Consider the following 20,911-nt stretch of genomic DNA (forward strand, 5'->3'; position numbering starts at 1 on the left):
ACTCAATCCTTTTCAGTAGCTGCAAAAGTTATTAAAATAAATGGGCGGCCACCTTTTTGTCATGCCCATAGATGTCGTCCCTGAAATTCAATTTTCCTGTAACATCAACCCATGATGTAAAATAGCTGATTAGAACGGGCACCGGGTTGTTAAGTCCAACCCATTTTTCAGAACTAGCATGCATGGCGTCCTTGATATTTTTATCTGTCCAGGCCGATTGATCTTCTAACAGGTTCTTAGCCAAATCAAAGGGTTGAGCAACTCGTATACAACCATGGCTGAAAGCTCTTCTTGTTCGTTGAAACAGTCCTTTAGCTGGGGTATCATGTAGATAGATACTATACCTGTTTGGGAATATAAACTTTACTCTTCCAAGGGCGTTCTTCCTTCCAGGTTTCTGCCGGATAAGAGGCAAACCGTTTCTCTCTCCGGAGACTTCCATATTATGGCGGGCAAGGTAACCGGGGTTTCTTTCGACGGCAGGAAGAATTTCATTTCTTATAATGCTTCGCGGTATGTTCCAATAAGGACTAAAAACAACATGTTTTATTTGATCAGAGAAGACTACTGTCCGGTTAGCGGACTTCCCAACCACAACGTCCATACTTAAAACTTCATCGGTTCCCTCGTATACATGCAGTTTGAACTCTGGAATATTGACGACTACTCTTTTACCTTCGCCTTGTACAGGCATCCATCGCATTCGCTCCATATTAATTAACATGCGCTCAATCTTCTTTTCTAGAGGAATATTAAGGGTTCTGATTACGGCGGGACCAATAATCCCGTCATCGTCTAGCCCGTGTCTTCTTTGAAAACTAATCACTGCATCTTCGAAAACAGCATCATAAACATTCGACCTGTCAACAAACTCCAAATCCCCCAAAACAAAAAGACGCTCCTTTAACACAAAAATTACAGCGGCAGAATCGCCCGGCTTAAGCACCTTCTTATTTCCCAGGGAAATCTGTGGCCATTCGCGTTTCGCCAGGTTTTGAAAACGAAGTAACTTTTCCCTCATCAATAAATACTGAGGATTAACTGGCAGAAAACTTTCTGGTTCATTTCCACTATTTTCAACAAACTCATTCAGAGCTTTCAATGCGTTTACTTTTTTCCTGGGTATATGCCATTGCAGGCTCTTCGGGTTAACTTTGCCGGCGTAAGCACGCTCAATAAAATTGAGAAATAACCTGGTCAGCTGTAACTCCGTTAAGCTGAGTTCCTGATTATTCGCATTAAGCGAGCTGTTAAAAGACATCAAATAGTCTATCCGATCATGCAAAGCTGGCTGATAAAGGGAACTGTCGCCAGAATAGCTGACAAAATTTTCGTATAAGTTCCAAAAAGACTGGGTTTGCTCTGAAAGGCCCTCTTCGTTAAGCCAGGCATACTGGTAGTTCCTATTTGTATAAAACTGCCTGATATCAGCGGCTTTACTACTTGCTATTTGTTGTGCGCGAATAAAATCCTCAAGAACCTGATTATTAATGTGAAGCCCTGTTACAGGATCTATTGCTGTTATTGCAGTATCCTGCAACCCTGTTCCCAGGGATGTCTGGCCGTTACTGTTTGTTTTAAAGAATAAGAGGAGTAGAACAAATATTAAAAATGCGTTTCTCATAGCTTCTGAATAATAACTATCAGAATTGAAATGGGTTAATAAGTCTGATAGCCTTTAAATATGACGAATGAACATGGAGACAAATTGTCTGTATATTATACGCTTATTCCAGTTTTTTATTCTTGTTATCCGTCATCCTGGTTAAAATGCCAGCTACGTGCTTGAACGTTTCTACAATTTCAGCTCTCTGTTCAAGCATCGGTTTCTCAGATTTTATTGCTGATATTTTCTGATTTAACATCTCTAATTCTTCTTTCAATTCCGGAAACGATCACAAACTGCCTTATTCAATCCTTTTCACATTAGATAGGGGCGAATCCTTATTAAACAGGCTACCCTCCTTAATAACAGTAAATTGCCCGTTAGATTCCATAACAACGGCCTCTACGTTTTCAATAGATGTCACGCCGTTACTTATTAATATTGACCTAACCTCTGCTTCTGTTACTCTTTCCTTTTTTAAAGCCTCTCTAAGAAAACTTCCTTTATAAAATAGGAGGGTTGGTTCAGAACTGATCAATTTGGAGAACTTAGTTGATTTGACCGACAAGGTTGCCAGAACGTATTGTAGAGAAATTAAAAGAGCGAGGGCCAGTACACCATCGGCCAGTGCAACATCCTTGCTAAGCAAGACGGTGGCCAACGTAGAACCCAAGGCAACTGTCACAATAAAATCGAATTCCTTCATCTGTGATAGGGTCCTCTTTCCAGAGATCCGTAGCATAAATATTAACGCGAAGTATGCCAGTATCCCTACTGCCAAGGTTCTCCAGATACTTGTCCAGTTGTCAAAGAATATATTTTCCATAGTAAGGGCTAGCTGTGGGGTGTGGAAAAAAGACACGGGTGTTGTTAGATTACCCGTGTCCTTTTTGCTTATGCAGGAACCATATCTTTTTCTTCCCGCATCCAGAACCGGTGCTGGGCTATGGCATTCGAAAAAGTTTCCATAAAAGAACGGGTGTCTGTTGCACCACGAACAGAGAGAACTCCTTTGTCTTTCTTTAAAGTATTAGTTGAATCGGGAGCGCAAATTTCAACCCCGCTTATGCTTGATTCTGAGAGCAAGTTTACCCCTTCATCTAAGGCAGCAATAGGTTTGCAGTGTTTAAAGGCTTCATTAATAAAATGTAATGCATCACCTTGTTTTTTCAGCGAATCTACACTTGCTTGTCCTCCGGGAACAAAAACTGCATCGTACATTATGGAACCTGTGGTGATATAACTTTTGTCAACGTCAATTTCCTGCCCCTCCATGCTCTTTAACTTTCCTTTAAACATGGAAACAATAGTAACCTGAGCTCCTTTCTGGGTAAGCACTTCTTTCAAAGCACTCACTTGGCCAAAGTTAAAACCGTTATCTGCCAGCACTGCAACTTTTCTGCTTTTGATGCTATCTGATTTTTTGTTCTTTTCCATACTAACAGCTGCCGATTCCTCCACCGATTTTCCAGGTGTCACAGCATGTTCAACCTTATCCTTCAACAACTCGCCAGCATCCTGAACCTTGCTCACGAGGTCACCAGAAGGAGGTTCAATACCAATTCCCATAGCAGCCTGGCTGGCAAGTTCATGACTAATATTATTGAATATGTCATAGATCACTCTATGCCTTACCTCTTTCGAGTCAACCTTGCCAAGTTCAAAATGTGCCGCCTGGATAATGTGCTTTTTCTCGATCTGGGTCATGCTGTTCCAGAACATACGTGCTTGCGAGAAATGGTCATTGAAGCTTTCGCTTCTTTGCCTGATCTTTACGCCATCCACTTTTTCCTGGTAATGCACGTAGCCTCCCTCTTCTTCAGAAGCCATTTTAGGGTGGCCTCCTCCAAGAGAATTGGGGAAATAGTTAGCTTTACCCTTATTAATGGTTTGTTTCATAAAACCAGCTCCATGGAAGTTATGAACCGGACAAACCGGCCGGTTGATCGGAACTTCAGTAAAGTTCTTACTGCTAAAGCGATTGATCTGGGTGTCGAGGTAGGAGAACAATCTTCCTTGTAGCAGAGGATCATTCGTAAAGTCAATACCCGGCACTACATTACCTGGATGGAAAGCTACCTGTTCAGTCTCTGCAAAGAAGTTATCCGGATTACGGTTCAAAACCATTTTTCCTACTCGTTTCAAAGGCACAAGTTCTTCAGGTATTATTTTAGTTGCATCAAGCAGATCAAAATCGAACTTGTGTTCATCCTCTTCCTCCACGATCTGCACACCCAGTTCAAACTCTGGGTAATGACCCATCTCAATTGACTCCCACAGATCTCTCCGCAACCAGTCGGGATCCTTTCCCGCAAGCTTTTGGGCTTCATCCCATACAAGCGAATGAACTCCCAGTAGCGGACGCCAGTGAAATTTAACAAAACGTCCTTTACCTTGCGCATTAACAAAGCGAAACGTATGTACCCCAAATCCCTCCATCATACGGAAACTGCGCGGAATTGCCCTGTCTGAAAGAACCCAAAGCAACATGTGAGCACTTTCTGGCATCAATGAGGCAAAGTCCCAAAAGGTATCATGAGCGGCAGATGCCTGGGGCATCTCATTGTCTGGCATGGGCTTAATTGCATGTACAAGATCGATAAATTTAATTCCGTCCTGAATAAAAAATACAGGGATATTATTGCCAACCAGGTCATAATTTCCCTCTTCTGTATAAAATTTAGTAGCAAATCCCCTTACATCTCTAACAGTATCTGCTGAGCCGCGTGAACCTACTACTGTTGAAAATCGCACAAATACCGGAGTTCTGATATTGGGATCCTGAAGAAATTTGGCTTTAGTTAGTTCAGCCATTGATTCATACACCTGAAAGTACCCATGCGCTGCAGAACCTCTTGCATGAACAACCCGTTCAGGAATAGACTCGTGATCAAGGTGAGTGATCCTTTCGCGAAAAACAAAATCCTCCATTAAAGTAGGGCCTCTTGATCCGGCGGTAAGAGAATTATCAACGTCGCTCACTTTCACTCCTTGGTCGGTTGTCATGAATTGTCCAGAGGAATCTTCGCGGAAGTGTTCCAGTTGATTGTTTTTTGCCTGCTCATCCACTTTAGATGTCGAAGAGTTCTCCGCATTTTGGTCTTGTTTTTTTATTTCCATAGAATAACTGTTTATCTGTAAAAAGGTGGATTGAAGCCTTATGTTTACTAAAACAAGTATTAATATCAATCATTGGATATCCCGTCCGAATTATATAATAAAACAGAATATTGTTTATCAAGATATTTCAACCCGTTGTCCTGTTCTCATTGCCTGATAAATGGCTTGTAGAATTTTCACATCCTGCCGCCCCATTTCTCCCGGTACAGGAGTAGCGCGATTTTCTTTAACGGCTTTAGCGAAATCATCCATTTGGCGTGCCTGTTGATTCACCTGCTCAAATTCCATCTTACCCTTTGATGTTTCGCCTTTTATTCCCGAGTAGGGATAAGCCGGAGAGAGTTCAAACCAACCCTTTTCAGCATCAGCCCTCAGCAGGTTCATATCTTCTGAATAGCTTGTTTTACACTCGGCAATTATGTTGCCCGGAAATTCCATCTGCCAGCTCAGCGCTTCTTCCACTTCTTTGAATAGTTCAGGCTTAGTCTTCGGCATCTCCTTTGCCCTTACAGCTATTGGTTCCATCCCGGTGGTGTAGCGTACTCCCTGTACGCAATAAATCCCCACCTCCATCAGAGGCCCGCCGCCGGCTAGCTCCTTATCCAGTCGCCAGCCTTCAGTACTACCCGTACCGTTGTCTGCTCTTAGCTTCTTAATAGCGCCAAATACCTTTTCCTGCCCAAGCCGCATCATTTCCTTATTATGAGGCTCGAAGTGTAAGCGGTAACCGATCGACAACATTTTACCCACTTCTTTGCAGGCGGCTATCATCCGGTCGCATTCTTCAACAGTTATGGCCATTGGTTTCTCGCAGATTACATGTTTCCCTGCTTTTGCAGCTCTGATAGTATATTCGGCATGCAAGGCATTAGGCAGCACCACGTAGACAACATCTATATCAGGATTATCCTTTATGGTATCGAAGTTCTGGTAGTTATAGATGTTCTTATCAGGAATATTGTATTTCTTTTTCCATTTGTCCGCTTTATCCGGTGTTCCTGTTACAATTCCGGCAAGGTAACAATGTTGGGTCTCCTGAAGAGCCGGTGCCAGCTCTCCCTCCGAATATTGTCCCAATCCCACCAGTGCAATTCCAAGTTTGTCTTGTGCTTTTTGTTCTCCAGCTTGCTGTGTTCGTTTTTCATTCGTACTCCCAGAGCAGGCGAACAGCGAGCTTATACCCGAAGTGCCGAGGGCGGTAATTCCCAGGCCAAAAGTTAGCTTCCCTAAAAATCTGCGGCGGTTATAAGAATTGTTCATGGACTTTGGATTTTTTAATGGTTTTCAGATATCAGGATACCGACAAGGCTTTCGAAACTTGGTTCGCTTTCGCAGGTAATAAGTATTTCTCCATTTGAAAGATCCTTATAAACGCCTGTTGGTTTTTTATCTGTAGTTTTTAAGGCTTGAAATTTATCATTTACGGCCTTGCCGGAGAATTCATTCGGCGTTATGACCGAAATGCTAAATTTTTTCATATTCAGGCTTCTCTTTGTGCGACGATGTTTCTAACCTTCTAATACTGAAAGGGTTTTTAATTATTTTCATTTGTTAATGCACCAAACCTTTTCCAGTGCTGGCTTTAAAGAATATCCTTCTGCAGGAGACCTAAATATGAATAGCTGAATCTCGAGGAGGTGGAATAGGTATAGATGTATTAATTCCACTTCCAGAAGAAAACATTTTAATGAATTATAGTATTTTGCAAATGTTTTATGCATTCCTCAATCAAACAAGCAAATTTGATATTTGCAAAAGGCGAAATGGCCGACCGGATCAAAGAAAATGATTGGTCAGGAACTGCATTGGGTTCAATTGATCAATGGCCTACACCTTTAATCACTTCCGTTAATATAATGCTGGATTCGCGCTTCCCCATGTTTATTTGGTGGGGCCAGGATAAGATTCAGCTGTACAACGATGCTTATAAAGATATTTTGGGCGGTGCAAATGGCAGCAAGCACCCGGACGCACTAGGCCAAAAAGGAGAGGACTGCTGGCCGGAAGTTTGGTCTGTAATCAGTCCGATGATCGAAGGCGTGTTGGAAACGGGTAATAGTGTGTATCTTGAGGACCAGCTAATCCCCATCTATCGTAACGGAAAATTAGATAATATCTATTGGACGTTCTCTTATAGTCCAATTAGGGGAAATGATGGCAGGCCTGAAGGTATACTTGTTGTATGTACAGAAACCACACGCAATAACCAGCTGATCCAGGAGAACGAGCAACAGTTGCAACGGGTATTCGATCACATGGCCGAAGGGGTAGGGATAACCGATACTACTGGAAAGATAATTTATAGCAATCCGATGGCACATCAGATCCTGAGTACAGATAGTGCACGGTTTCCTGAACGGCGGAGCAATTCTCCAGAATGGTACAATGTGCATTTAGACGGCAGACCCATGGCCGATGATGAACATCCCACCATGGTAGCAATGGCTACAGGAAAGCCCGTGTTCAACTTTGAATTCGCAATTGAACGGCCTGGCTCTAGTCGAATGTATTTAACAATGAATGCTGCACCCATCACCGATGCCGAGGGAAATGTAACCGGTTCTGTAGGGATGTTTACAGACATTACGGAGCGAAAGCAAACGGAAGTAGCTTTACAGGCCACTAAGGATGCTCTAGAAAAGCAGAAACAATTATACGAGGCAATAACTTCTGGTACACCCGATCTGATGTACGTACTTGATCTCGACTATAAATTTATTTATGCCAATAAAGCCTTGTTGAATATGTGGGGTAAAACCTGGGAAACAGCAGTTGGAAAAGGCTTGCGCGAAAATGGCTATGAAGAATGGCATGCCAAGATGCATGAGCGGGAGATCGATCAGGTGAGAATTACCAAAAAACCTATTCGCGGAGAAGTATCGTTCCCACACGCAACATTAGGCAGGCGAATCTACGACTATATCCTTACACCACTATTTGATGAGAGTGGAGAAGTTATAGCAGTGCCAGGAACAACGAGAGACATTACAGATATCAAGAATGCAGAGGCAGCCATTGCAGAAAGCGAGGAACGTTTCCGCACCATGGCCGAAAGCTCAGGAATATTAATCGGTGTAGGCGATGAAACAAGTAATGTAACTTATTTCAACCAGGCATGGTCGAAGTTGACCGGCAAAACAACAGAGGAACTGCTGGCCTACGGCTGGTCAGAACTGATCCATCCCGAGGATAAAGATGCATATCTTAATCTATACCTTGATGCGGTTAAAAATCAGGCTCCTTACACAGGTGAATACAGAATACTGAGTGCAAGCGGCGAATACCGTTGGTTATATGCCTTTGCCACTCCTCGTTTTAAACCAGACGGGTCCTTTGCAGGCTTCATCGGTTCATTTATTGATATTACGGAGCGAAAGGAAGACGAGCAGCGCAAGAACGATTTCATAAGCATGGTTAGTCATGAATTAAAGACTCCGCTAACCTCTTTGAGCAGCTATATACAGATATTGGAAAGAAGGGCGAGGCAAAGGGGAGATGATCTGGCAGTTGGGATGTTAGGAAAAGCAACCAAGCAAGCAGGGAAGATGAAAACGCTCATCAACGGTTTTCTTAACGTATCGCGGTTGGAGTCCAGTAAGATACATATAGAACCACAACTGTTTGACCTGGCAGGATTGCTTAAAGACATCGAAGAAGAGATCATGGCCCAGGTGGATACCCACCACATTGTCTTTGCTCCCGTGGAAGAAACTCTGGTCAATGCAGACAAGGACAAGATCGGCCAGGTGATCACTAACCTGATCAGTAACGCCGTTAAATATTCGCCTTTCGAAAGCGCAATCAAAATTGCCTGTGTAACGAAACAGGGAAAAGCAATAATAAGCGTGCAGGATGAAGGCATGGGTATCAATCAGGAGGATCTGCCAAAGCTATTTGAACGTTACTACCGTGCAAAGAACACGAGTAACGGCAATATAGCCGGTTTCGGTATCGGACTTTACCTTTGCTGTGAGATCGTAAAACGTCACCAGGGAGAAATCTGGGCAGAAAGCGAATTGGGCAAAGGTTCAACCTTTTATTTTGAATTGCCTATACATACAAATAATCAATAAAAGGAGCGGAACCAAGCAGCTCCTCTTAAAAGGTAATACATCCGGGCATGCGAAGAATGAAAGGCTTTCGATACGCCCAACAAGACTAAGCTTTCCATCTTTTTTAGAATAATTGAATGAACCGATGAGCGAATGATAGATTGAATAAAACTAAATTCGGTTTATTACCACTCGCTCTTTGTTTCCTGCTCTGACCTCTTTTGCCATTAGCTTTGATTATTAAAGGATTTAAGGATGGGCTCCCCGTTTCCAGGAAGCCCAATTCCTTAGGCAGTTACTGCTATTCGGCCTCCGTAGTACGTACGTGTTACTTTTTGCCGTTGGCTGAAACGAGGAACAAAAGGTATCTACCTTCTGGTAAGGATACTTCTGGAAGCGTTAAATAAGGTTCTGGCAGTGAATGGTGCAATTGACTATTATCCCTTAGAGTAGCCGTATTGCTTTGCAGGATTTTTACATCTAATTAGACGATCTCGTTAATGTAAGGGCTCCAGGTTTAGGAAAGGGCAGGAAGCAGCTCTGCATTACACCGACTATTAATGGCCTTTTCTACACCGCCTTTGGGCCTTATTCTCTTAGGCTTTATAGTATTGCTTCGCTGTTTTACTGCTTTCTCAATTAATCTAAACCATGACTTTCTCATCCTGTTAAACCGTTACATCTAAAATGAAAAGTTATGGGATACCACGAATGGAAAACATGTATTGATGCTTGCCTTCAGTGCGCAGCCGTTTGTAATCATTGTGCAAGCTCATGCACAAGGGAAGACGATGTTAAAATGATGGCACGATGTATAGAACTGGATATGCAATGTTCAGCTATTTGTTATGCTTCTGCTCAACTGATGAGTATGGGAAGTCCACAGGCGAAAGAACTTTGCGCAATTTGTGCTGCTATTTGCGAAGCTTGTGGGGAGGAGTGTAGCAAGCACCAGATGGAGCATTGCCAGGAATGTGCCAGAATGTGCAAGGCATGTGCTGAGGAATGCAGAAAAATGGCTGCCTAAATTTCTAGTTCACCATCAATCCCCTGTAACAAGGGGAACCCTTTTTCTTGAGATTGCTCGAATATTCATTTTAAATAAAAAGGCTTTACACGACCATCAAAACCTGCACAAAAGCTGGATGAAGATTTGGAACATTTAGGATTACAAGTCTTCCTCAATTGAAAGATGAGTTTATGGAACTGTTCGATAAATTGGAAGTCTAAAGGAAATTTAGTGTGGCCAATTGAAACCTTAAAGTATTGTAGAAGTTATTTCTGAAAAAATCAACCTGAAGATGAAAAGCATTCCAATTTATCGAATTAACGCCATACTGATGATGATCATTTTTATTTCCGTTATCTTGTATTTTGGCAAGGCTTTTCTTATCCCGCTTTTTTTAAGCATATTATTGGTGATGTTATTGGTGCCACTTAGTAACCGCCTTGAAAAGTGGGGGATGAGTCGTATCTGGTCGAGTTTAATTGGGGTATTGGTTATTGTACTTTTTGTAGCACTTATTCTTGGTGTAATCGCAGCGCAGGGGGTAAGCTTATCCCAGGATTTGCCAAAGATGCAGGCCAAAGGCCAGGAAATGCTGCAGCAACTGCAAACCTGGATTGAAAGTAAGTACGGACTATCTCCACAAGAACAGCAATCATATCTGCAAAGGGGGATGAAGAAAGCCTCCTCCTCATCGTCGGGATCTTTCGGAAAGTCCTTTTTTTCCAGTCTCACCAGTATGCTTACAGGTTTTGTGTTGGTTTTACTTTATTCCTTCTTCCTTTTATGGAAACGCGATAAATATCAAGAGTTTTTCCTGAAGCTTGTAAATGAAGAAAGCCGATCGGAAACCAAAAAAGAGTTAGACGAAATCAGGAAGGTTGCTTCGCAGTACTTAATAGGGCGACTGATCTCAATGGCGTTTCTTGCTATATTTTATATGATCGGGTTTACTATTGTTGGTCTCCCCAATGGCCCTCTGGTTGCTCTTGTAGCCGTTATTCCAACAATAATTCCCTATGTAGGTTCTATAATTGGAGGTATTTTTCCCGTAGCTATGGCCTTGGTTGGAGGTTCTTCGGGTATCCTTCTTCCTGTGGTGATCATCCTGGTAGTCGCTCAAATTATTGATAACAATATCATAGAGCCATTGGTAGAGGGAGAGAGCCTTGATATAAGTCCATTTTCTACCATTGTTGCTATTGTGTTAGGGGAGATGGTTTGGGGTATCGCAGGAATGGTGTTGTTTATTCCGATGTTTGCGATCCTTAAAATTGTGTGCGATCATTTACCTGCGCTTCATCCGTTTAGCTTTTTGTTAGACAATGATATTGATGAACCCGGTTGGGTGCTTAAAATTAAGAACTTGTTTAAGAGCAAATGAGCAGGGAACTCTATTCAGCTTCCAGGTAGTTATCCAGCAAAACATGTATAATTACTGGTTTTTGCTAAAATAAAAGCAAGCCGGTAAGCTTAAGGTTTCGACAATATGGATGCGCAAAATTTTACCTGGATACCTGTAGGAACAACAATCCCCGAAGATCTTATTGATGTTCTTCTGTTTGATGAAAAAGATGGTCAGTGGATTGGATATTATTTTAGAGACACGGGCCATTTTATCCGAGCAGTGGATGGAGCAATATTAAAAAATATTAGTCATTGGATGCCTCTACCTGCTAATCCCCGTTGAGGTTTATTCTTGATGATGCTTAAGCAGTGGGAGGATATTGAATAACTGCACTATGGGACAGCCTACAATTTTCTATTAAACTAGTGTTAATAGGTGTTAAAACGTGATCTTTTTGTAACTAAAATCATGGTTAGTCGTATTTGTGAAATAGGTATGACAAGTTTGAAAAAAGTCCTGGTTATTGATGACGACCCATCTAGCCTTAAGCTTATTAAGAAATTGATGGAAAATGAAGGATTCGCAACGTTCCCATTTACCACTTGGAAATCAGATACCATCTCGAATATAATATCGATCTCTCCGGATGTAATTATACTTGATGAATATTTAGTGGGGGTGCGGGGAAGTGATCTTTGTACTATTCTAAAGTCTATAAATGAACTACGAACCACTCCCGTTATTCTAATTTCGGGTATTCAGAATCTGGAAAAGGTTGCTGAAGGTTGTAAAGCAAATGGTTACGTTCAAAAGCCTTTAAGCTTGGGTGACATAGAGGGGATAGTTAATTTAGTATCCAAAGCCGCATAATGAATAAACAATAGCGGGTTATGAATTAAAAGTTTCCGTGCTGTTAATCTGCCTGTTCATTTCTCGCACCGAAGAGTCTAAATCCTCCGCACACTTCTTAATCAAAGAATTAATCTCCCTGCAATCTTCATTGCAGTCTAGCTCCGCGGCAATATTTGCTAAACTAATAATTGAGGCTACAGGCTTCCTTAACTGATGAGAATTTAGCCAGGCAAGGTTTCTTAATGCTTCGTGTTGTTCCTGGATCTTCCGCTCCTTCTCTTTTCTTTCACTCACCACACTTTGAATAGAAATATACTCCACTATTTCACCATTGCTGTTATAAATTGCTGAAATACGCAATTCAACCCAGTAGGCAGAGCCATCTTTTCGGTAGTTTAATATCTCAAAACTTTTGTTGTCATCGGCTGCTAGTGAAGCCATTATCTGCTCCTGCGTATCCTTATTAGTTTCAGGTCCGTGCAACAAGTTCACATTTTTTCCTTTTATCTCATCCAGGTGATACCCTGTTTCTTTGGTAAAAGCATCATTAACCCAAATGATGTTAGCCATCGGATCAGTGATCATAACCATATTTTGAATCTTCCGGATGATCTCCGCTAACTGTTCTTTCTCCTTGAGGGTTACCTCCACTAGCAACATATTCTTCTCAAGCTCAGTGCGTAATTCTTTTTCACTATTGTAAGCGGTCTGTAACTCTTTTTCATAAACTTTATGACTGGTTATATCGTGAACTACTACCAACCGGCAATGCCTTCCCTTAAACAGAATCTCATTTGAAGTAATTGTTACATAAAGCAACTGGCCATCTTTTTTTTGATGAACCCAGGTTTTAGACTTTTTATATTCCCCTTCAAGTGAATTAATCGCGTGGTTAAAACGTTCCAGTTCTGCAGGAGGCCTAATATCTTTTAAAGTCATAGATAAAAAGTCAGCTTTGCTGTAGCCATAGGTTGCAATGGCAGCCTCATTAACGTCTAGAAACGCCAAACTATTTAAGTCATAGATCCACATAGGATCTGGATGCTTAGCAAATAACATTGGATAAAAAGACCTCAAAACGCTTATTCCACTTGTCCAACGTAACATTAACCCTATTGTTACTATCAAAAACCCTATTGCAAGTAAGTCAGAAAGGACAACGCTCGTGAAACTCCCCTGGCCGGTTGGATAAATAAAAAAATGAAAGAGAGAATCTGTAACGGTAACTAGAAGTCCCAGGAGGAAGACCGCAAATATCTTCTTTACTGTAATATTCATGAGCTTTAATAATGTTAGTTTTACGGTTTATAGGAGGTTACGTTTCATTATCTGCAATCTTTCCATGAGATAAAACCCTTTATAACGTGTTGAAGATAGTTAAAAGAACCTTAACGCTAAAAGGCTTTAAACTCTTTGAGCTTTTATTTCGGGCCTGAATTTCAAGCATAGCAAAAGAGTATCATCGAAAAGGGAGGAACCCCGCAGAAGCAGGATAAAAAAAATCTAATAATTGTGATTTTTGCTCAACCTCCTACACTAATTAAGCATGTCTAATAATTCGAGTGAAGCCAAGAAAAGGTTTATCGAAATCATTCGGGAGAATGAGGGTCTTATTTACAAGGTTGCCAAAATGTACTCCAATAGCCTCGAGGATGAGCAGGACCTTCGTCAGGATATCGTTTATCAGTTATGGAAAAGCTTTCCATCTTTTCGAGGTGAGTCGATGATCAGCACCTGGATGTACCGGATTGCTTTAAATACGGCCATTCGGTATTTGGACCAAGGCAAGAAGAAAGCGAATCAGGTTGAAATGGACGAGGCCTTCCTTAACAGACCTGACGTTGTCGATAATTCTAATGAGGACAGACACCAGGCACTCTTTGCGCAAATTAAGAAACTGAGCGATATTGAAAAGGCGATTATTTTCCTCTTTCTGGAAGGAAAAAGTTATGAGGAGATCGCTGCTGTGACAGGATTTACGGTAACAAATGTTGGCACCCGGTTAGGTCGGATCAAGCAAAAATTAATGGTACAAATAGAAAAAGCAGGATATGGATTTTGATGAACTAAAAAAGCAGTGGCTGGAGCTATCTGCAGATATGGATAAACAAGAAAAATTAACAGATTCTAAAATAATAGAGATGACTAAACAGAATTACAAAGATAAATTCAGGAAGATGAAGTTTTCAGAATTTACAGGAGCAGGAGTTTGCCTGGCTGCATTATTATTTATTGTTAACGGAATTGAAAAACTTGAGCCATGGTATCTGATAGTTTGTGGGATAGTTTCTGTATTAGTTCTCATCATACTGCCTGTAATATCTCTTATCGTGATGCTTAAAGTGGATTACATCGATGTCGAGAATAATAATTACAAGCAGGCCTTGTCAAATCACAGCATGAAAAAGATAAGTCTTATAAGACTGCAGAAAATTAGTTTGTGCCTTGGTGCAATGCTTTTTGTGGCTATCATACCCGTACTTGCTAAGTTGATGAACAATCAGGATTTGTTTAAGTCGGGCACACTATGGTATCTGTATGCAATTGCAGCCCCCTTCCTTTACTATTTTACGCGCTGGGTATTTAGTAAGTACAATAAATCCCTGGATAGGGCAGAGGGAATACTTAGAGAGCTGAACATGTAAAATGATCCGGGGGAGTATATACTTAAGCTAATTAACTCGAGGTTTAGAATGTCACATGACTTCCTAAACTAAACAATATTCTTGCATTTCTTCGGGCAAAAAGGTAGGTTCAAAAATGTTTGGCAATGCACCCCAGTTTTGGAAGTTTAGAAGTTGGATTTTTCACATGAAAAAGGAAAGATGTTACAGAATAAGGAATCAGTGATCCGGAATCCTTTTCAAACTCAAGTTTCGTCTGCTGTTTAGGGACAAGGGTATTTTCTCCGTACTTACAATGCTCATATCAAGCCCAAAGCCTTTATCAATAGACACACTAAACCTTCTTAGAAAATTATTGAAACGCATTAAAAGCCTGTTTTTAGCACTGAAGACAGAATAATTAGAAATGTCCTTTTCAAGGATTATAAATTTAAAATCCCCTGCAATCTTATATTTCTTCATGGTAGCATATTGACTTACAATATCTACCTCTTTTGCCATCACCAAATCTTCAACAGCTTTCCTGAATAATAAATTAATAGCAGGTGCCACCCTAAATCCCAAACGAAAGTCGATCCGGATGATCTTTCCCTTTTCAATATGTGTCACTTTATATTCTGAGGTATACGGCTCTCCCGTGACCGTTACATGAAGGAACCAGTAAACATCTGCCCGTTTCGGTTGCTTCTGAAGAATGGAATAAATGATAGATTGCTCTATTTCGTTGCTAAAATGGGAGTTGGTAAGATACACCAGCTGGGAAGCAAACTTTGGAATTGACTCATCATGGCTAAGGTCTTTAAAAATCTCTATATGTTTTTCGAGATCAACAAAGTTCACCTGGCTATTCCGAATTTTCCTGCCCTGATACCAAGTCCAGGAAGTCAGAAAAAGGATAGATCCCAGTAGTACTGTAAACCAGCCTCCGTGTGTTATTCGCGGAAGATTTCCGGCAAGGAACGTAAGTTCCACTATAGAATATACAACAGCGAAAATCGCAATTAAACAATAGGGGACATGCTTCTTTTTAAGGAAAACGCATACTAAAATAGTTGTCATCAGCATAGTAATGGTTATTGATAGCCCATAAGCATGCTCCATATTCTCTGATGTCTTGAACAAGGCTAGAACTATCATACAGCCGATAAACAAAATAAGGTTCATCGATGGAACATAGATTTGCCCCTTCTGAATGGACGGGTAATTGATTTTTACCTTCGGCCATAGGTTCAAGCGCACTGCTTCTGCAATAAGAGTAAAGGAGCCGGAAATAAGTGCCTGACTTGCAATGATAGCGGCAAGGGTAGCCATAGCAATGCCGTAAAATAAAAACCATTCGGGCATAATGCTATAGAACGGCACCTTACCATCCAAATACTGTCCCTTCTGACTTAACAACCACACACCCTGCCCACAATAGTTCAGCATTAAACACGACTTTACATATATCCAGCTAACACGGATGTTTGGCCGGCCGCAATGACCAAGGTCGGAATAAAGAGCCTCTGCCCCGGTTGTACAAAGAAACACACCACCTACTATGGCAAAAGCTTCAGGATGCGTACTTAGGATATGATAAGCATACCATGGATTGATACTCTTAATGATTTCCAGATGCCCCGCAATATGGATTATGCCTAAAACTGCAAGCATGGTGAACCAAACCCACATGACTGGCCCAAAAGCCTTTCCGATAAAATTTGTTCCAAACTGCTGAATAATAAAGATGGCCGTTAGTATAGCAAGAACGATTGGAAGCGTAGAAATATCAGGATACCGTATGGCCAATCCCTCTATTGCTGCAGAAACTGTAAAGGGCGGAGTAATGATACCATCGGCAAGTAATGCTGCTCCTCCAACCGTTGCCGGAATTATCGTCCATTTCGCTTTGTTCTTCACGAGGGAATACAAGGAGAAAATGCCCCCTTCTCCTTTGTTGTCCGCTTTTAAAGTTATAATTACATACTTTATAGTAGTGAGGAGAGTCATCGTCCAGAACACACAGGATAAACCACCTAATACCAAATCCTCAGTAATTAGCCTGGTTCCTATAATTGACTTAAATACATATAGAGGGGAGGTGCCGATATCCCCATAAATAATACCGAGGCTAATTAAAAGACCTACTCCCGAAAGCTTGTGTTCCTGATGCTTATGTTGTTCCATTTCTAAAGGCAATGGGCTTCTTGATGTTTCTGATCTATTTGTTAAATACTAAAAGAAAGTAGGTCTTCTTGCCCTTTTGCACTACCAGGAATTGATCCCTGATTAGCCTTTCACTTCTGATGTCTGCCTCTGAGCTCTCTATTTTTTCTTTGTTTATAGATAAGCCTCCGGCACTAATCAATTTTCGTAATTCAGTTTTGGAAGAAAAAACACCTGAATGATCGGTGAGCAAGGGAACGACTCCCATCCCTGGTTGCAAAACTTCTGTCTTCACATCGAACCGCGGAAGACCTTCGAATATGCTAACAATTTCGTTTGGCTCTAACTCCTTCATAAAGTCAATAGTTCCACTTCCAAAAAGAAAGTCCGAGGCTTTTATAGCCGTAATAAGTGCTTGTTTGCTATGTACCCTTTCGGTGATTTCGGCAGCGAGGGCTTTTTGCAAAATTCGTAGATGTGGAGCTGCCGCATGCTCCGCTTCCAGTTCTTCTATTTCTGTCCTTGATTTTACGGAGAAAACTTTTATCCAGTTTTTAGCATCAGAATCGGCAGTGTTTAGCCAGAACTGATAAAAATTGTAGGGTGAGGTTCTTTTAGGATCCAGCCAAACTGCACCACTTTCAGTCTTTCCAAACTTTGTACCATCCGCTTTTTTAATTAATTGAGTAGTTAAGCCAAAGGCAGTTCCCTGGCCTTTTCTTCTTATAATTTCGGTGCCTGTAACAATATTGCCCCACTGATCAGAGCCGCCCATCTGAATCTTGATATCCTTATTTTTCCAAAGCCAGTAAAAATCGTATCCCTGCAACAGCTGGTATGAGAATTCGGTGAAAGACAAACCAGAGCTTCCATCCAGCCGTTTTTTAACCGAATCTTTAGCCATCATGTAGTTGACGGTAATTAGTTTTCCAATGTCCCGGATAAAATCCAGGAAAGTAAATTCTTTAAACCAATCGTAGTTATTTACCATCTCGGCACTATTCTCACCGCAATCGAAATCAAGGAACTTCTCCAATTGCCCCTTAATTCCGGTCACATTTTTCTGAAGGGTTTCCTCATCCAGCAAATTGCGCTCCTGACTTTTAAAACTTGGGTCTCCAATCATCCCTGTAGCTCCTCCAACAAGGGCAAAAGGCTTATGACCTGCCCGTTGAAAATGAGTCAAAGTCATGATTTGGGTTAGGTGCCCAACGTGAAGGGAATCTGCAGTAGGGTCAAAACCGATATAACCGCTAACAATTTCTTTATTTAGTTCATCCTCAGCTCCAGGCATAATATCCTGAATCATCCCGCGCCAGCGTAATTCTTCTATAAAATTCATTTGAAATTCTGATTATTTATTTTGAGTATTTGGCAAAAAAGCCATTTCCGCATAAGTAAGACACACTTACGTATGGGATTAACAGAAATAAAAGGAGTTTTCTAAAGTAGCAGATAGGGCTGCTGAAAGAGATAGTTATTTCCAACGAGTATGAATAACACCAACAACCCGAATTTCTGGGAGAATCGGGCTCACATATATATAATCGATATGAAGAATGGGAGTTTCCACTATGGCAGCAAAACTAAGAAAATTTAGTTGAATAACCATTGTCAGGACAGACGAATTCCCCCTTTCTCTCTAAATTCTACTGGTGATAATCCTGTATGTTTTTTTATAAATCGTGCAAAATAATTAGGGTATTCAAAACCCAGAATGTAAGCTATTTCTGATACACTGTACGATGTATAGTTGAGGTACTTGCAAGCTTCACTAAGAATATACTCATGGATGAGTTCCCCAGCAGATTTCCCAGCTACCTGATTGCAAACGCGATTAAGATGGACTTTAGATACTCCGACCTCCTCTGCTAGTTGAGCAACATTTAATCTACCCTCTTTCTGCCGTATTAGGGCTTGTACTTTCCTAAAATGCTTCAAATCCAACCGATCTTCAGTGGGCTCCGTTTCCTGATCTTTTACCCATAACCGGTAGATGACCAGAAAGAGTTGCTGTATGTTAATACGCAGCATAAGATCTCTTTCTTTCTGATCACCAAAAAGCTCTTCGTCGATTGTCTCCAACAAGGTGCCAATCCTATCACATGGCCAATTCGAGGTAAAAGAAGTTATACATAGGGGTGAGCCCAGTACGGGTGTCAGTATTTCCCGTTCCCGAAAAAGATCATCTATTAAGGTATTAGAAATACTTAAAATCCGGCCACTGTTAGTTGGGTTGAAAATAAAACCATGAAGCACGGCGGCAGGAATTAGTATTAGGCAAGGAGACTGTACAACCCTTTTACGATCAGCTACCTGATATTCAAATTCCCCGCTTTCAATAAAGAAAATCTGCAATCGGGCGGGATGAATATGTGGACGTATCTCCCAATTAAAACTGTGACTGCGGGTCTCTAATCTTTCAGAATACAAGGGAGACTGAATAATATCTCTACCTGTTTGCCCGTAAAGCCCTTCGAACCGGTCAATTTTCTTTTTCATACAAGTAATAAAAGTACTACAACTTTATTTTAATAACCCAGATGAAATAGAAACAATGTTCGATTTGTATCCTTATTAATTCCGTTATTATCAGTTGACGTAATTCATTATCCCCAACTTTGTAGAATAAAAATTGAAGCAATTGATGATTAAAAGAAATAATAAGTATCGCCTGGAGCTTACACTGCTGCAGTCCGCTAACGAGGAAACTAGTAGCCCTAAACAGCTGAAAATGGATTTTGAGAACCATGATGAAATTTTTGCAATTATTGAACGAATAAAAGCGAAGGACCCGTTTGGGGACCAGGCCCAGGCGGAAGAATTTGCTATCGGATTGAAATTATTTAGTGAAGTAATGATCCGTAATAGGAAGCATCCTTTGTTTGAAGAGTTGGGAAAGACTTTTCCTCTTTTCATGAAGAAGCTTAAAAGTTTATAACATGAATGCGATAACTATGCGGAGAAATAATGATATCCTTATACTGATATTGGGCGCACTTATCGCCATAAGCCCGTTCTCCATTGACATGTATTTGCCTTCATTCCCGGCAATTGCGTCGTCTTTAGATACCAATCTTGCAGCCGTCGGTTATAGCCTGACAAGTTATCATGCGGGCCTTTGCATAGGACAGCTGGCCTACGGGATACTCATAGATCGCTTTGGAAGAAAGAAACCGCTGGTAGCGGGTTTGATCATTTATATTATTGCGGCTTTATTATGCGCCTTATCAACCAGCATAACCAGCCTCGTAGTTGTGCGATTGTTTATGGCGCTTGGAGGGTGTGTAGGCATGGTAGCAGCAAGGGCCATTGTAAGGGACATTTTCCCTTCTGAAGAAACAGCTAAAATCCTTTCGACTTTAGTACTGGTGATGGGAATAGCTCCTATCATTGCACCTACTATTGGAGGAATAGTTAATAACCTACTGGGGTGGCCATGGGTATTTGGAGTTATGGCCACAATCGCTTTAACAATTTTAATTGCTGTGAAATGGCTTTTGCCTGAGACTAAGGCGGAAGACAAATTTATATCGCTCAAGGTATCAAAGATATTTCCGGAGTACTTGACTGTTCTTAAAAATCCTACATTTCTTAGTTACACTTTGGCTGGTGGCATCAGCTATGCCGGGATGTATGCCTATATCGCGGGTTCTCCATTCGTTTTCATGGAAAAATTCGGTTTTACAGATGGTGAATACGGCTGGGCTTTTGCTTTTAATGCATGCGGACTCATTACAGGTAGCCAGCTCAATAGAGTGGCGTTGAAAAGATTTACAAGCGAGAAGATCTGTTATTGGGCGGCCATTCTACTTTTCTTCACCGGACTTCTTTTTTTGATTACTGCAGTTTCCGGACTGGCAAATGCATTTTTAGCATTGGTATTCACCTTTCTTTTTCTATTCTGTGTGGGATTCATTAACCCAAATACGACTGCCCTTGCTTTGAAGGAATTTCAAGCGGCTACCGGAAGAGCATCTGCGGTTTTAGGAAGCTTACAAATGATAGCCGGGGTTATTGCATCTGGCTTAATCAGTCTGCTTCATAACGGAAGCCTGGTAATTATGCCTATGGTAATGTTTGGCTGTACAGTCATGACCTTATTTTTATTGTGGCGTTCAAAATTTTATGTATCATTTAACTGACTATTAAAAATAG

At 41.1% G+C, this 20,911-nt stretch carries 19 protein-coding genes; 9 read left to right on the plus strand and 10 right to left on the minus strand.

Features of this window, described 5'->3' with window-relative positions:
* Positions 1–31 precede the first annotated feature (31 nt).
* The 6 genes from J4N25_RS17280 to J4N25_RS17305 all read right to left on the minus strand — a co-directional run bounded on the left by J4N25_RS17280 (position 32) and on the right by J4N25_RS17305 (position 6,204).
* Complete coding sequence (locus J4N25_RS17280) at positions 32–1,624, minus strand: L,D-transpeptidase family protein (protein ID WP_207423039.1); 1,593 nt, start codon at positions 1,622–1,624, stop codon at positions 32–34.
* A gap of 103 nt (positions 1,625–1,727) precedes the next feature.
* Positions 1,728–1,865, minus strand: coding sequence for a hypothetical protein (locus J4N25_RS17285; protein WP_207423040.1), 138 nt, complete (start codon positions 1,863–1,865; stop codon positions 1,728–1,730).
* Between the two features lie 42 nt (positions 1,866–1,907).
* The gene (locus tag J4N25_RS17290) at positions 1,908–2,432 is read right to left on the minus strand and encodes a DUF421 domain-containing protein (RefSeq protein ID WP_207423041.1); all 525 of its coding nucleotides are present in this window, start codon (positions 2,430–2,432) and stop codon (positions 1,908–1,910) included.
* 68 nt (positions 2,433–2,500) lie between these two features.
* A complete protein-coding gene (locus J4N25_RS17295) occupies positions 2,501–4,726 on the minus strand; it encodes a catalase (RefSeq protein ID WP_242695913.1) in 2,226 nt (741 codons plus the stop codon).
* 117 nt (positions 4,727–4,843) lie between these two features.
* Positions 4,844–5,986, minus strand: a complete 1,143-nt coding sequence (locus J4N25_RS17300; RefSeq protein WP_207423042.1) for a Gfo/Idh/MocA family protein — start codon at positions 5,984–5,986, stop codon at positions 4,844–4,846.
* A 14-nt stretch (positions 5,987–6,000) separates the two neighbouring features.
* Positions 6,001–6,204 carry a hypothetical protein gene (locus tag J4N25_RS17305; protein ID WP_207423043.1) on the minus strand — a complete coding sequence of 68 codons (204 nt, stop codon included), beginning with the start codon at positions 6,202–6,204 and terminating at the stop codon, positions 6,001–6,003.
* A gap of 264 nt (positions 6,205–6,468) precedes the next feature.
* Between J4N25_RS17305 and J4N25_RS17310 the strand changes: the two genes are divergently transcribed.
* The 5 genes from J4N25_RS17310 (at position 6,469) to J4N25_RS17330 (ending at position 12,002) form a co-directional block, all read left to right on the plus strand.
* Positions 6,469–8,799, plus strand: coding sequence for a PAS domain S-box protein (locus J4N25_RS17310; RefSeq protein ID WP_207423044.1), 2,331 nt, complete (start codon positions 6,469–6,471; stop codon positions 8,797–8,799).
* A gap of 676 nt (positions 8,800–9,475) precedes the next feature.
* Entirely contained in the window at positions 9,476–9,805 is a 330-nt protein-coding gene (locus tag J4N25_RS17315; protein WP_207423045.1) for a four-helix bundle copper-binding protein, read from the plus strand.
* Between the two features lie 274 nt (positions 9,806–10,079).
* Entirely contained in the window at positions 10,080–11,168 is a 1,089-nt protein-coding gene (locus J4N25_RS17320; protein WP_207423046.1) for an AI-2E family transporter, read from the plus strand.
* A 105-nt stretch (positions 11,169–11,273) separates the two neighbouring features.
* Positions 11,274–11,474 carry a DUF551 domain-containing protein gene (locus J4N25_RS17325; RefSeq protein ID WP_207423047.1) on the plus strand — a complete coding sequence of 67 codons (201 nt, stop codon included), beginning with the start codon at positions 11,274–11,276 and terminating at the stop codon, positions 11,472–11,474.
* Positions 11,475–11,600: 126 nt separating this feature from the next.
* Entirely contained in the window at positions 11,601–12,002 is a 402-nt protein-coding gene (locus J4N25_RS17330) for a response regulator (RefSeq protein ID WP_207423048.1), read from the plus strand.
* 18 nt (positions 12,003–12,020) lie between these two features.
* On the opposite strand, the gene J4N25_RS17335 is transcribed toward J4N25_RS17330, so the two are convergent.
* Positions 12,021–13,262, minus strand: a complete 1,242-nt coding sequence (locus tag J4N25_RS17335; RefSeq protein ID WP_207423049.1) for a PAS domain-containing protein — start codon at positions 13,260–13,262, stop codon at positions 12,021–12,023.
* Positions 13,263–13,530: 268 nt separating this feature from the next.
* On the opposite strand from J4N25_RS17335, the gene J4N25_RS17340 reads away from it, so the two are divergent.
* Entirely contained in the window at positions 13,531–14,046 is a 516-nt protein-coding gene (locus J4N25_RS17340) for an RNA polymerase sigma factor (RefSeq protein ID WP_207423050.1), read from the plus strand.
* Positions 14,036–14,629: a hypothetical protein gene (locus tag J4N25_RS17345; protein ID WP_207423051.1), complete on the plus strand. Its 594-nt coding sequence runs from the start codon at positions 14,036–14,038 to the stop codon at positions 14,627–14,629. The genes J4N25_RS17340 and J4N25_RS17345 overlap by 11 nt, the downstream gene beginning before the upstream one ends.
* A gap of 198 nt (positions 14,630–14,827) precedes the next feature.
* Here the strand turns inward: J4N25_RS17345 and J4N25_RS17350 are convergent, their stop codons facing one another.
* From J4N25_RS17350 to J4N25_RS17360, 3 genes are all read right to left on the minus strand, one after another.
* On the minus strand, positions 14,828–16,774 hold the full coding sequence (locus J4N25_RS17350) for a KUP/HAK/KT family potassium transporter (RefSeq protein WP_207423052.1): 1,947 nt from the start codon (positions 16,772–16,774) through the stop codon (positions 14,828–14,830).
* A gap of 34 nt (positions 16,775–16,808) precedes the next feature.
* A complete protein-coding gene (tyrS, locus tag J4N25_RS17355) occupies positions 16,809–18,095 on the minus strand; it encodes a tyrosine--tRNA ligase (RefSeq protein ID WP_207423053.1) in 1,287 nt (428 codons plus the stop codon).
* Between the two features lie 272 nt (positions 18,096–18,367).
* Positions 18,368–19,255: a helix-turn-helix domain-containing protein gene (locus J4N25_RS17360; protein ID WP_207423054.1), complete on the minus strand. Its 888-nt coding sequence runs from the start codon at positions 19,253–19,255 to the stop codon at positions 18,368–18,370.
* Positions 19,256–19,400: 145 nt separating this feature from the next.
* On the opposite strand from J4N25_RS17360, the gene J4N25_RS17365 reads away from it, so the two are divergent.
* Positions 19,401–19,694 (plus strand): DUF3861 domain-containing protein, encoded by a 294-nt coding sequence (locus J4N25_RS17365; RefSeq protein ID WP_207423055.1) that lies wholly within the window; start codon positions 19,401–19,403, stop codon positions 19,692–19,694.
* Position 19,695: 1 nt separating this feature from the next.
* Positions 19,696–20,898, plus strand: a complete 1,203-nt coding sequence (locus tag J4N25_RS17370; RefSeq protein WP_207423056.1) for a multidrug effflux MFS transporter — start codon at positions 19,696–19,698, stop codon at positions 20,896–20,898.
* The last annotated feature ends 13 nt before the right edge of the window (positions 20,899–20,911 follow it).

Source organism: Desertivirga brevis (assembly GCF_017355835.1).